General features: G+C 39.7%; 15 protein-coding genes. 4 read left to right on the top strand and 11 right to left on the bottom strand.

Translation table 11 applies throughout. The features are described from left to right. Positions 1–103 precede the first annotated feature (103 nt). Positions 104–865 carry an SDR family NAD(P)-dependent oxidoreductase gene (locus CRO56_RS10490; RefSeq protein WP_097158580.1) on the top strand — a complete coding sequence of 254 codons (762 nt, stop codon included), beginning with the start codon at positions 104–106 and terminating at the stop codon, positions 863–865. A gap of 46 nt (positions 866–911) precedes the next feature. Here CRO56_RS10490 and CRO56_RS10495 read toward each other — a convergent pair whose 3' ends face one another. The 7 genes from CRO56_RS10495 to CRO56_RS10525 form a co-directional block, all read right to left on the bottom strand. After that, positions 912–1838, bottom strand: coding sequence for a DMT family transporter (locus tag CRO56_RS10495; RefSeq protein ID WP_097158581.1), 927 nt, complete (start codon positions 1836–1838; stop codon positions 912–914). A gap of 124 nt (positions 1839–1962) precedes the next feature. Continuing rightward, entirely contained in the window at positions 1963–2610 is a 648-nt protein-coding gene (locus CRO56_RS10500) for a bifunctional 4-hydroxy-2-oxoglutarate aldolase/2-dehydro-3-deoxy-phosphogluconate aldolase (RefSeq protein ID WP_097158582.1), read from the bottom strand. 14 nt (positions 2611–2624) lie between these two features. Continuing rightward, positions 2625–3584 (bottom strand): sugar kinase, encoded by a 960-nt coding sequence (locus CRO56_RS10505; RefSeq protein WP_097158583.1) that lies wholly within the window; start codon positions 3582–3584, stop codon positions 2625–2627. A gap of 26 nt (positions 3585–3610) precedes the next feature. Next, positions 3611–5110, bottom strand: coding sequence for a tripartite tricarboxylate transporter permease (locus CRO56_RS10510; protein WP_097158584.1), 1500 nt, complete (start codon positions 5108–5110; stop codon positions 3611–3613). 14 nt (positions 5111–5124) lie between these two features. Further along, a complete protein-coding gene (locus CRO56_RS10515; protein WP_097158585.1) occupies positions 5125–5568 on the bottom strand; it encodes a tripartite tricarboxylate transporter TctB family protein in 444 nt (147 codons plus the stop codon). Positions 5569–5656: 88 nt separating this feature from the next. Beyond that, positions 5657–6628 (bottom strand): tripartite tricarboxylate transporter substrate binding protein, encoded by a 972-nt coding sequence (locus CRO56_RS10520; RefSeq protein ID WP_097158586.1) that lies wholly within the window; start codon positions 6626–6628, stop codon positions 5657–5659. Between the two features lie 41 nt (positions 6629–6669). Further along, on the bottom strand, positions 6670–7422 hold the full coding sequence (locus tag CRO56_RS10525; RefSeq protein ID WP_097158587.1) for an IclR family transcriptional regulator: 753 nt from the start codon (positions 7420–7422) through the stop codon (positions 6670–6672). 281 nt (positions 7423–7703) lie between these two features. Here CRO56_RS10525 and CRO56_RS10530 point away from each other — a divergent pair, with 281 nt between their 5' ends. After that, the gene (locus CRO56_RS10530) at positions 7704–8522 is read left to right on the top strand and encodes a hypothetical protein (RefSeq protein ID WP_097158588.1); all 819 of its coding nucleotides are present in this window, start codon (positions 7704–7706) and stop codon (positions 8520–8522) included. Positions 8523–8563: 41 nt separating this feature from the next. Next, positions 8564–9364 (top strand): hypothetical protein, encoded by an 801-nt coding sequence (locus CRO56_RS10535; RefSeq protein WP_097158589.1) that lies wholly within the window; start codon positions 8564–8566, stop codon positions 9362–9364. 57 nt (positions 9365–9421) lie between these two features. On the opposite strand, the gene CRO56_RS10540 is transcribed toward CRO56_RS10535, so the two are convergent. Further along, a complete protein-coding gene (locus CRO56_RS10540) occupies positions 9422–9751 on the bottom strand; it encodes an ArsR/SmtB family transcription factor (protein ID WP_097158590.1) in 330 nt (109 codons plus the stop codon). A gap of 3 nt (positions 9752–9754) precedes the next feature. Further along, complete coding sequence (locus tag CRO56_RS10545) at positions 9755–10180, bottom strand: SRPBCC family protein (protein ID WP_097158591.1); 426 nt, start codon at positions 10178–10180, stop codon at positions 9755–9757. Between the two features lie 175 nt (positions 10181–10355). Here CRO56_RS10545 and CRO56_RS10550 point away from each other — a divergent pair, with 175 nt between their 5' ends. Then, positions 10356–10574, top strand: a complete 219-nt coding sequence (locus tag CRO56_RS10550; protein ID WP_097158592.1) for a hypothetical protein — start codon at positions 10356–10358, stop codon at positions 10572–10574. A gap of 167 nt (positions 10575–10741) precedes the next feature. On the opposite strand, the gene CRO56_RS10555 is transcribed toward CRO56_RS10550, so the two are convergent. Both CRO56_RS10555 and CRO56_RS10560 read right to left on the bottom strand, forming a co-directional pair. Further along, positions 10742–11509 (bottom strand): cobalamin-binding protein, encoded by a 768-nt coding sequence (locus tag CRO56_RS10555; RefSeq protein ID WP_097158593.1) that lies wholly within the window; start codon positions 11507–11509, stop codon positions 10742–10744. 466 nt (positions 11510–11975) lie between these two features. Continuing rightward, complete coding sequence (locus CRO56_RS10560; protein WP_097158594.1) at positions 11976–13214, bottom strand: M20/M25/M40 family metallo-hydrolase; 1239 nt, start codon at positions 13212–13214, stop codon at positions 11976–11978. Positions 13215–13389: the final 175 nt, after the last annotated feature.

Below are 13389 nucleotides of genomic sequence, written 5' to 3' on the forward strand. Positions count from 1 at the left end.
CTATCACCATTTTTGTCTTTTAATAGGGGACATCTGCCAATCTACATAGTAAAATTAACATGTATGGAATATAGTTCTGATTCAACGAAAGAGGGGATACTATATGAATTTATTTTTTCAAGACAAAGTCGTGTTAGTAACAGGAGGAAGTACAGGAATCGGAGCAGCGATTGCAAAAGGGTTCGGCGCAGCGGGTGCAAAGGTAGCCGTTCATTATTTAACAAATGAAGAAAAGGCAAACCAAGTTGTTTCCTCGATCAAAGAAATGGGCGCTGATGCGATTTCTGTAAGAGCGGATATGACTTCGGCTTCTGATGTTAAGAATTTATATTCTGTTATTCTGCAACATTACGGACGAGTAGATATTTTAATTAACAATGCTGGTTCTATGGTAGAACGATGCCCCTTTGAAAACCTGAGCGAAGAGGTATGGGATCAAGTTTACAATATTAACGTAAAATCTATCTTCTTATCTACTAAAGAGGCTGTTCCAATTATGAAAAAACAAGGCGGCGGCGTTGTTATTAATACAGCTTCTGTTGCAGCACGCAATGGCGGCGGCCCTGGAGCAATCCACTATGCGTCTGCAAAGGGAGCTGTCATGACCTTAACCAAAGGGTTAGCCAAAGAACTTCTTCCTTATCACATTCGTGTAAATGGGATTAATCCTGGTGTAATTAGTACACCTTTCCATGAAAAATTCTCACCAGATAAAGTGAGAGATCAGTTTTTGAAGGGCATTCCAATGGGCAGAGAAGGTACTCCTGAAGAAATTGCAGGAGCTGTCCTTTTTCTTGCTTCTGACTATGCGAGCTATATTTGCGGCGAGCATATTGAGATTAACGGAGGGCAATGGATGGACTAATTTCATCTATTCAACAGCCAAAAAAAAGCGGGGCATCCCGCTTTTTTTACTTGGCAAGTGGAACATTCTTTTTCCACTTGGATTTATTTTTTATTTCCTCTAAAGCACCTGAGCCCATGATGACCCCTGAAATAATAAACACTAATCCGATTAAGTGTGAACTCGTAATCTTCTCATTCAAAAATAAAGAAGTGCCTAAAAGGGCAAAAAATGTATTCAGATTAATAAAAATCGCTGCTTCTGCTGGCCCCGTTTGCCCGATTGCATAATTATAGAGCATATGACCAACTGCAGTTCCAAAGATGGCTGAGATAAAAAATAAAATCCATAGCTCCCATGAAATAGTAAAGAATTCACTTAAACCGCTAGGCTCAGTCAACAATCCAATTATAAATAAAAGGATCGATCCAAGAAGGAGCATATAACCAGTTAAAAGCCGAGGGTCTATCGATTTTGCTGCTTTACTGATTATAATAAAACTCCCAGCTTGAACTAAAATTGATAAAAATACATGAATATCCCCGATAGCTAATCCTGCTAAACCTTCACTTCCTGACAAAACCGTGATCGATACACCGATACTTCCTAAAATAAATCCTGTTAATCGAATAAAGGATGGTTTTTGCCGCAAAAAAATAAGCGTCATAATGGCCGTTAAAAGAGGACCCATTCCTAATACCAATGCTCCATTCGTTGCTGATGTTTCAGTGAGCCCGACTGATAAAAAATAATGATGCCCCACCACATTTAACAAGCTTCCTGCAATAATATACTTCCACTCTTTCTTTGTTGGCTTTCTCAAAATATGCAAGAAGTACAAAATGATAAATACACAAATACCTGCACTAAAGATTCGTAGTGACGTCATTGTAACAGGACTGACGTTTTCAACTAATGTTTTCAAAATCGATACATTGAATCCCCAGAGCATCATAACACCAGTCAGCATCAAATAGATATGAAGCTTTTTCACTGTGTTCCCTCTTTCTCTATAGGTATCTCTTAAGCTGTGACTCTCCTATTATACAGCAGAATCACTAATTTAAAAGCAGAAAGAAGAAACCCAAAAAAGGTTTCTTCTTCCATGATGCAAGGTTTTACTTGCTTTCTCTTGATGCTTTTACTTTTTCTACATATTGTTTGGCAAGAGCTGTAAGCTGTGCCCAATCTTCATTTTGAATAAACTCTTTATTTAATAAAGAACCGCCAACCCCAACCGCTACTGCACCAGCCTTGATATACTCTTCAACATTTCCAAGATGAATACCACCCGTTGGCATCATTGGAATGTGTCCAAGCGGACCTCGTACATCTTTGATAAATTGACTTCCAAGTACATTCGCTGGAAATACCTTGACTAAGTCTGCACCCCATTCATGTGCTTGAAGAATTTCTGTTGGTGTGAAAACTCCAGGAATCGCAATCTTCCCATATCGATTTGAAACAGCAATCGTTTGTTGGCTTAAGGTTGGAGCAAAAATAAATTCTGCACCTGCCTGAATCGCTAGTTTAGCAGATTCACCGTCTAAAACTGTACCTGCACCAATAACGGCCCGGTCCCCAAATTCCTGCTTTGCTTTTGTGATTGTATTTAGGACGTCATCGGAATCCATCGTCATTTCAATTCCTGTAATGCCGCCTTCGACGAGTGCAGCAATTACATCCATGACCTTTTCTTTATCAATGCGCCGGACAACAGCCACTACACCTGAATCTAAGATTTTAGTCAACAGCTCATGTTTCATATTAATCGTCTCCTTTATCTTAAAACATCCGTCTCTTTACCTGTAAATTGATCCAATGCCCGTCTCTCTGGCAACCCTTCGATGTCCCCTTTAACCTGGACGACCATGGCCCCAATTTTTGCACCGATTGTGACGGATTCTTCTAACGATTTTTCCTCTAACAAACCAGATATAACCCCTGCTGCAAATCCATCACCTGCACCTACTGGATCAATCACTCTATCTACCTTAAAACTTGGCAAAAATCCTTTTTCTCCTTCTATGGATTGGAAGTACGTCCCTTTATCGCCATTTTTAATACAGATTTTCTTTACACCCGACTGCAGAAAATAATCAGCAATTTCTTCATAGTCTCTAGTCCCGATTAGATATTCAGCTTCATCGATACCAGGCATAAAAAGATCAGCTTGTTTGGCTAACTCAATCACAATTTCTTTTGCATTCGGGAAATCAGCCATTAGTTTATATCTTAGGTTCGGATCGAAAGACAGTAAAATATGATTCTCTTTGACAAACTCAACAACCCGGTTAACCAATTCTAGACAGTTTTGACTTAAAAAAGGGGTAATCCCTGTAAGATGAACAACCTTTGCCTGTTTGATATATTCCCAGTCAATCGCATTGTGGTCCATTTGACTCGCAGCTGAACCTTTTCTGTAATAATAGACTTGTGTACTTCCTTCTCGAATTCTTTCCTTTATATAAAGTCCGGTTGGATAATGACCGTTGTACGTTACCCTGGAAGTATCTACTCCTTCTCCCCGAATAGCAGATACTAAAAATTTCCCGAGTTCATCATCTCCAACCTGACTAATCCAACCAGCTGAATGGCCAAGTCGCGTGACACCGATGGCTACGTTTGATTCAGCACCGCCGTGGCGTTTATTGAATTGAGGAACATAACGTAAGGGACCATCACTATCAGCCTCGAACATGACCATTGTCTCACCAATTGTAACTAGCTCTGGAAACATTTTAATTACCCCCAATGATGTATCTCTTATTTAGCAATAGCTTTTTTCTTTTTGCGTAATTCTAGAATGACCGGCAGTACAAGTGAAAGAATTGCTAGAATAATAAATAGTAAAGAAATTGGACGGGTAAAGAATATAGAATAGCTGCCCTCTGACATGACTAGGGCGCGTCTAAGCTCACTTTCTGCCATTGGTCCCAAAATGAGAGCAAGTACAATTGGTGAAGCCGGAAAGCCAAATTTCTTCATAAAGTACCCGATAATACCTGCACCTAGCATCGTATACACGTCAAAAAAGTTATTGCTGATTGCATAGGAACCGACAACTGACAGAACGATTATAACTGCAGCAAGAATATTCTTTGGTACCTTTAAAATTTTCGTGAATAAACGAATTCCACTTAAACCAAAGATTAACATTAACACGTTAGCTACAAGCATACCAGCGAATAAGGTATAAACTAGATCTGCACTCGTTGTAAAAAGCTGAGGTCCGGGCTGAATACCTTGGACAATTAATGCACCTAGTAAAACCGCTGCTACTGCATCACCAGGAATTCCCAAAGTTAATAATGGAACCATCGCTCCGCCTGTAACCCCGTTGTTAGCTGCTTCGGCAGCAGCAACACCTTTTGGATTTCCTTTACCAAAAGAGTCTTTTTCTTCTTTTTTCGCAAAACGATTGGCTTCGTTATATGAAACAAAGGCAGCAATATCAGCACCGGCACCTGGGATAATTCCAATAAACGAACCAATGAACCCTGAACGGATCATTGTCCCCCATAAATGCTTAAGCTCGCTCCATTTAGGGAGAATATAACTGGCTATTACTTTATTAATGGTTCCTTTCCCGCGTAATTCTTCTTCCATTGTTACAAGAGCTTCAGAAACAGCGAACAGACCGATCATAACCGGGATAAAGTTTAATCCATTTAATAAAGAAAGTTGATCAAAGGTAAAACGAGGATAGCTTGTCATTGGGTCCATGCCAATTGTAGATATAACAAGACCTACCATTCCGGCAATTAATCCTTTTAATATAGACCCTCCTGAAATACTAGAAATAATACTTAATCCAAATAAAGCCAACCCGAACATCTCGGGAGCACTAAAATTAAGGGCAATTTCTGCAAGCTGCGGTGAAATAAAGATTAGTAATAAAGCACTTAAAAGACCGCCGGCAGCAGAAGCAATAGCTGCAATTCCCAAAGCCTTTCCGGCTTTGCCTTGTTGTGTTAATACATGACCATCTAATGCTGTTGCAGCAGAAGCCGGGGTTCCCGGAGTATTTAATAGAATCGCTGAAATCGATCCTCCATATATCGATCCGAAGTAAACACCTATTAATAGGAGAATCCCAGTTACAGCATCCATTCCAAATGTAACAGGAAGAAATAGCGCTACCCCCATGGTTGCCGTTAAACCAGGTAAGGCTCCGATTATAATACCAACAATGACACCTGCAATAACTAATAGGATTACCTCTGGAGCAAATACATTAACAAATCCCTGAAGAAGATATTCCATATTTCTCACCCACCTTAATAAAGAAGTCCATGTGGTATAGGAACATTAAGTAATTGTTCAAATACTAAGGTAATTAAAACACTGATAAAGACAGATACAAGAAGCAGCTTAACGATGTTACGGATACCCATTAACCACATCCAGCTAATTGAGAATAAAACCGCCGTAAAAGAAAAACCAATGACTTCTATTAAAAAAACAAATAAAATCATGGCAACAAATCCTAAGACAAATTTCCATGACTGTTTACCTGAAACTAGGAAAATAGACTCCTCCGTATTTTCTTTTTTAAGCACTAGCATAATTGATAAGATTCCAAGTACTGATGCTGTCAATTTTGGAAAAAAGTCTGCCCCGGGTCCTATCCCAGCAGCGTCAGGAAATGCATTAGCCGTTACCCATACATAAACCGATAATAGCAATAAAAGGGTACCGATAACTCGATTGGCTAAAGTCATGATGACACCTCCATTTAAAATAAACGCAAGAAATGATTACCCCTTATCTAAAGAGTAGAGGCTAGACAAATCTAGCCTCTACAGTCCATTAATTCAAATCTAATGAAGGAATTAGCTCAGCAAATAATGCATCTTGCTCTTTTAACAGATTTGTAAATCCTTCAGCATTTTCATAGCGATAACCTAATCCTAGCGTATCGAGGGTAGCTTTAAATTCTTCACTTTGTGCTGTTTCACCAAATGATTCTTCCAATGTTTTTACGACATCTTCAGGCGTGTCTTTTGGAACAGCAAGACCTCGCCAAGTACCAATGGATAAATCAATTCCGCTTTCTTTAAGTGTTGGAACATCTGGCAGAGATTCCACACGCTCATCAGCCATGACTGCTAGCACTTTAAGCTCGCCTGCTTCTACTTGTGTACGAACTTCAGCTGGACTTACGGATACTGCGTCAATATGTCCGCCAAGTAATGCTGTTACAGCTGGTGCTGCTCCTTCAAATGGAACATGGTTAAAAGTAACATCTGTTTCTTGTTCTAAAGCCGAAGCCGCTAAATGCCAAATCGCACCTGTACCTGAGTTTCCGACCTTAAGGTTTTCTTCTTTTGCTGCTGCAATAAATTCTTCGATTGTATTCCATGGTGCATCAGCTGAAACTGTAATAGCTGCTGGGTCTTCATTTAGTAAAGCTACTGGATGGAAGTCTTCGTATGAGAATTGAGCTAAACCAGAATGAGGTAATGTTAACAATTCAACTGTAATCATTGATACTGTGTATCCGTCAGGATTCGCATTGGCACCGTTTTGCATACCAACCGCACCGCCGCCTCCTTCTCTATTTACAACTGCTACAGATTGACCTAAGTCAGTTTGATCAGCGAATGAACGAGCTAACGAATCAGTTCCGCCGCCGGCAGCATAAGGAACGATTAGTTCAATGGATTTAGTCGGAAAGTCTGAACCTGAAGCGTTTTCATTATTTGCATCATTTGAGCTGCTGCAAGCTGCAAGGATAAGAGATAAGACTAGTAGAATACTAGCTAATTTAAATTTTTTCATAAAATAGAACCCCCTGTTTTTACATAGATGATTTTTACTTGCTAAAAAATAGATCCAAGCTGTTTAGATATGTTTTGTGCTGTTTCTCTTAATTTTGGAATACAAGTTTCAAGCTTTTCTTTCGTCATTCTAGTAAGCGGACCTGTCACGCTAATCGCGTATTGAACGTGATTCCGATGATCTTTTATAGGTGCAGCCACGCATTGAATACCGGCCTCATGTTCCTCATTGTCAAACGAAATTTCATCAAGCCTGATTTTTTCCAATTCACTTAGTAAGGCTTGCCCATCTATGATCGTATTTTGGGTATACGATCGAAAGTCATTATTTTCGATAAATCTAGTAATACTAGCTTTATCGAAATGGGCTAAAATCGCCTTCCCTACACCAGTACAGTGTAATTGCGCTCTTCTCCCGATTTGTGAATAGATTCGGATTGTAGAATTATTATCGACTTTATCGATATAAACAATTTCATATCCATCTAACATAACCAGATGAACAATTTCCCCTGTATCAGCACTGAGCTTCTCCAGATAAGGACGTGCAATTTCCACTACATTTAAGTTTTCCACTACCACTTGATTCATTTCTATAAACTTTAACCCTAAACGATAGCTTGCATCTTTGCCAAACTTTTGAACGTAGCCATATCCTTCTAGCGACATCAGTAACCGGTGTGCTGTACTTTTTGCTACATCTAAAGATTTAGAGATTTCTGTTACCCCAAGTCCTTTAGGGTTATTTTTCAACAATTCAAGAATGTGCAAAGCACGATCAACGGATTGGATCATCACACTCCCCCTTTATTGTTCCGTATTATGGAACCGCTTTCTTTATTATGGTACTACTATAAATCATTTGTGAAAACGTTGTCAACTAATTTTCTTGAAATTAGAATGTCTAGTAGAGTAAAAATAGCTAATTTTGCAATATATAAATTGTTATCAGAAACTAAATGTCTAAAAATTTCATAAGATTTTGGTTTAGACTTTTATATTCCTGGATATTAAAGAATATAAATGTCATAGATTACTATCTCCCCCTTACACAAGAAAGGAGGTGAATTCTTTTCTTGCATAAACTGCTCATTGTTTTGTTTTTTATCATTGCTGCTATTAGTATTCCTTCATTAGCCTCTGCTCAAAGTAATAGTCTGCCCGCTGGAATAGAAGAGGTTGAAACAGTTACTGATCAATCTCATGCCAATACAGAAGAGATATCTCAAAAGTTTCCTTTACATGAAGATGATTCTTTTGAATCTCTACATAAAGAAGCAAACAACGTAAAAGATTCAGTCGAGGGACTTAAGGATGCTGTCTTGGATTCAGTGGACTCAGCTGGCCAATCAGAAATTAATCTAAAGGTTGATAACACTATCATCAATCTAGAAATCTCTGCTGCACGAGGCAAGGCTGAAGTGAAAACGTCTATCAAATTTCGGGAATCAGACTCAAATCCTCCTGGCGCAAATAATAATAACTCGACTAATGAAATCAAAGATAATCATGGGCAATCAAATGAAATACATGGGGAACGGCAAGTACTCGAACTTACACAGCCGAAATCAGTAAAGGATACAAAAAATGAGATTCAAACTGATTTCCAACAGCCTACACAGGAATCATCTCACTCATTGCCTAATACCGAAGGCCCGATGCTTTTCTTTTATGAACATCCAGGAGTTGTTGGACCACAAAGCGGCGGTTTTGGAAGTGGTCATTCTGCCAACTCAGATTTAAACTCAAGTGGTGCTTTTTATGGATTCCTGCAGGATCAGCTTCGAGTGTTTGAATTAAAACAAAGTGTATTATCCGGAAGAGTTTCATTTTACTTTGATCAATGGTTAAATGCTCCTCCCGTTCAGCCGCCAGAAACATCCTTCTTCTTTTAACACTAAAATTTATCTAAAAAAGAAGAAGGAGAGATTTTATTATGAAAAAAGGATTAAAATTAATGGTTGTTTCTGGTGTTATAACTGTTGGATTATGGATGGATGCAGCATCATCAGCTAGCGCTTTTGGAATTGAACTGGGTTCTGAGACGGATGCCAAAATAAATAGCAATCTCCAAAGTCAAATACTTAACAGTGAACTGCAGCTAGATTCCGGTGTTACAGGAGATGTGAATACTGGCCTATCGCTTAGTCTTGAAGGTGAGGACGACTCAGTCTCACTCAAAAAGCACCTGCAAGGTACTACGGAATTAGATACGAAAGGCTCTTTAGAAATTAGAGGGGCTGCTGAGACAGATGGTTCAGCCGGGCTAGAAGGAAAAGCTGGAGCTGAAGTTAATGGTAAGACTTCAGCAGAAGGTTCTATTGATAATGCCAAAACAAGTGTAAAGGCAGATGCTGGTGATGAAACAACGGTTGAAACATCAGCCAATGTGAACGGATCCTCTAACGCTGATGCTTCTGGAAAAGCTAATACCTCTTTTGCCAATGCTTGTACGAAAGAAGAGCTTCTTGGTAATGTAAAAGCTAAAACCTCTACAAATGCAAAAGCATCACTTTCGGTAGATGAGGATGTATCAGCAGATGCTTCAGCTGAAGCTAGGGCTGGCGTGAACCAAACTATACAAACAGCGGCAGCGGCTTTTGCTCAAAAACAAGCTGAAATTCAAGCAAATGCAGAGCTTTCAGCAGCGAGTGAACTCGAATTAAATGCTTTTGAACAATTTATTTTAGATCTTTCTAATACACTCGGAATTGGATTACAAGTAAATTTAAATTAAATCAAAAAGGCAGTAAGAGGGTGAATCCTCTTACTGCTTTTTTTGTGATTAAGCCTACTATTCATCTTGATCAGACTCAACAAATTCTTTAAGGGCAAACAACTTTTCATCCCAATATTGTTCGAAATAAGAGAGCCAATCTTTGATTTCAGCCAATGGTTTTGGCTGGAGCTTGTACCGGGTTTCCCGTCCAACCTTCTGGCTGCTGACAAGACCGGCATCTGAAAGAACTTTTAAATGCTTATTTACAGCAGTTCGGCTTATTGGAAATTTATTTGTTATGGAAGCAATCGGCATTTCATTGTCAGCCAGTAATTTCAGCATTTTTCGGCGAGTGGGATCGGCAATTGCTTGAAAAACATCATGTTTCGTTTGAATTGCAGACAAATTTTAACCCTCGATATATGCCGGAAGGGCCTCTTTGACAATTTTCTCCCATCCGCCATCCATAACGTTACGAATAACAGAATGCGGTTGCCCAAACTTAGTAACCTCTTCAGCCTTCCACCCAGAGTGAATTAAGGTAAACTCTGTTTTCTCATCGTCTACTTTATTTAATTCAAAAACAACATGCCAATCCCTGTCCCAATCAAAACCGACACGATTTGGAGGGTCTAGCTCTGTTACTTTGCAAGGAGAATCACCGTATGGACCTGCATGCAGAATAAATTCATGACCTAAAACGGGTTCAAATGTATTTGGCATCCACCATCCTTCAATCCCTTCGGATGTTGCAACGGCTTTCCATACTTTTTCAATAGGGGCATCAATTATTATTGTTTTACGGATTTCTGGCAGTTTTTCTTGTGTTTCCATATTTGTTTTACCTCCTGACATAAATAACACCTAATGGTGTCATAAGTTATTATAACACCATTAGGTGTTACTTTTCACTGATTTCTTTTACTTAATTTTTTCCATAAGTTCGGTCTTTAAAAAGTGTATAAAAACGAAAGCCGTTCACCATCTTAACAAATAAGGAGATGATCGTATGCCAGACAGAGAACCAAATGTAGAATCAGCGAACCATCCTGACACAAAAAAAGAAAGTATTATCAGTGATCCAGGAAGTCATCAATTGGGAGTTATTGTTTCTGCAAATAAACTTGAACCGAAACAAGAAAATAATCCCCTGCATCTTTCAGGAAAAACCAACGATAAAATGGAAGATTTTGAAAGGCTCATGCGCGGTAACCCCGCTGGCGAGTAAAAATTCGAGGAGGATCCATCATGGCAGATTGGAATGAGCAAGCAGCACCTAATAATAATACACCACCAGAAGTTCTCCGTTCTTCTTTAAAAGAACAAAAAGATAATCGTAAAGCCAAAAAGAAAAAACAGAAAAAATAGGATGTAAGCATTTAGGCTGCCTGCATCCTATGAATGAATGATATTTAATAGTTTCTCTAGTCCCTCTAGTAATCGAGGAGATGGTCTGCAATACAGGGATTCCTCTAATATATGAATTCTTTTATTTTTAACGGCTGCAAGCTCCGACCATCCTGGGCGTTTTTTAATTAGCTCAGGGTTCATTTTGGACTCTTTTACCCCTACCCAAACCATACAAATATGATCAGGATTTTTTCGTTTTACCTCATCCCAGTCCGTTTGGACACTCGCTTCATGTTTAGTTTCAAAAATATTATATGCCCCGGCTAACCGGCTTATTTCCGAAAGCCAATTTAGCCCGCCAGGAGTAAATACAGGCTTTGGCCACCATTCCCAATAAAGGGATGGTCTGTTTTTGATTTGATCAGAGTAAGCTTTAAATCGTCTAACTTCCGCTTCAAACTGCTCTGCTTTTTCAATTCCCACTTTCTTATATCCCAGTGCCTCACCAATAATCCGAATATCATTCGCGATTTCTTGCAACGAATTGGGGTTAAGCGTTATGAAAGGAATCTTTCTTTTTTCTAATCCCTCAATATTTTTTTCCATCCCCGGAACACTGAGAGAAGCAAGAACCAAGTCAGGTTTCATAGCTTCCACTTGATCGATATTAATGGAAAGGTCCGGCCCAACCTTTGGCAAATGATGTATCTCTGGCGGCCAGTCTGAGAAATCATCAACTGCAACCAGGTCTTCTGTTTTGCCTAAATAGTCAACAATCTCTGTATTGCTCGGACAGATTGACACAACACGCATGTGTAAGTCTCCTTTCGTTCGAAAGTGAAGCCTAAAATGTATTTATTTGGCGAAAAATAGCCTCTTTTTTCTGAAACTAGACGGTTTTTACAGAACTTAACCTTGTTTTACAGAACTCAGTGCGATTTAACTGAACTCAGGACCTATTTAAACGAACTTAACACTCACTTAACCGAACTCAATCCCATTTTACAGAACTCAGCACCCACTTATCCGAACTCAATCCCATTTTACAGAACTCAGCACCCACTTATCCGAACTCAATCCCATTTTACAGAACTCAGCACCCACTTATCCGAACTCAATCCCATTTTACAGAACTCAGCACCCACTTATCCGAACTCAATCCCATTTTACAGAACTCAGCACCCACTTATCCGAACTCAATCCCATTTTACAGAACTCAGCAGTCACTAACCGGACGGCCGTGCTTGTTATCCTAGAACTTCATACCATTTAACCGAACTCAGTTCCGCTTCTCCAATAGCGGTTCACTTACTCCAGTCATTCCGACTAATCCTAAAACCGTTAGCAAAATCTTTTGCGGTCCATAAAAAGCATCCGTCGGATCAAAATATTCCTCTAACGTGTGAGCACCGCCAAAGTCTCCTCCGCCCCCAAGCGTTACTGCCGGGATACCAAGACTGATAGGTACATTAGAATCCGTACTGCTCGCCTGTTCCAAAACAGCGTCAGCCCCCATTGCTTTTGAAGCAGCTAAAGAAGCCTGAACAATAGCAGACTCAGGATTTTGTGAACCAGCTGGCCTATTCCCGACCATTTCAATCTCCACCGTTATCGCATCTTTACCCCAGCGGTTATTTTCTAACTCCGCTGCTTTTTTCAAAATCGTCAATGTTTCTTCTTCTAGCTTCTTTAGTTCCTCTGGTGAAGTAGAACGCAAATCAATCACCATATTTGCTAGTGCGGCAATCGTATTGACAGAGGTTCCTCCTGAAATCGTCCCCACATTGAAAGTCGTCTTAGGATCTTTTGGCGTTTCCAAATCTGAGATCATTGAAATCGCTCTGCCTAAAGCATGAATCGCACTTGGTGTCCCGAATGCTCCAAAGCTATGGCCACCTCGACCTCTATATGTAATACTGTACCGCACGCTACCTGTCGCGAGGTAGGTTGTTCGAGTCGGATCCCCCGGTTCTATCGAAATAAATCCATCTATATCGTGACGATTTTCAAAAAGTGCCTTAACACCCCGTAAATCACCTAAACCTTCTTCTCCCATGGTAGCGCCAAAAATGATATCGCCTTCCGTTTCAATTTTGGCCGTATTTAAAGCACGAATTAAAGTTAAAACAGCAGCCAGCCCTCTTCCATCATCCGAAATGCCGGGAGCATATATTTTTCCATCCTTTTCTTTAGCAGCCGTGGCGGTTCCCTCTGGAAAAACAGTATCTAAGTGGGCACAAACGACAAGCTTTGGTCCGTTTCCTTTACCCCGTCTTACACCAAACACATTTCCGACTAGATCCGTTTGGACATCTTCAATTCCTAATTCAATCAGCTTTCTTTTAAAAACTTTGCCTCTAGCCTGTTCTTGAAAAGTAGGAGCTGGGATTGCGGTTAACTCAATTTGCTCTGCTGTTGTCCGATCATTATCATCTTTTAGAAAAGAAAAAGCTTCCTTAATCGCTTCATCCGTTAGCAGACTATTAAATATACTTTGAATTTCTGCTGATATGTTCATCTTTATGCAATACCCCTTTCGTTTGCCGGTTTGTTTAATTATATTTTAACAAGCTTTTGCACATTAAACAGAGAAATCTCTCACTATATCTACTACTTGATTAATAAAATAAGGCAGAGACGGCACCCTGCCTTATTTCTCATATGAAACGACCAGGATCGCCCCTTCCGCCTTT

This window comes from Bacillus oleivorans (assembly GCF_900207585.1).
Lineage (GTDB): Bacteria > Bacillota > Bacilli > Bacillales > JC228 > Bacillus_BF > Bacillus_BF oleivorans.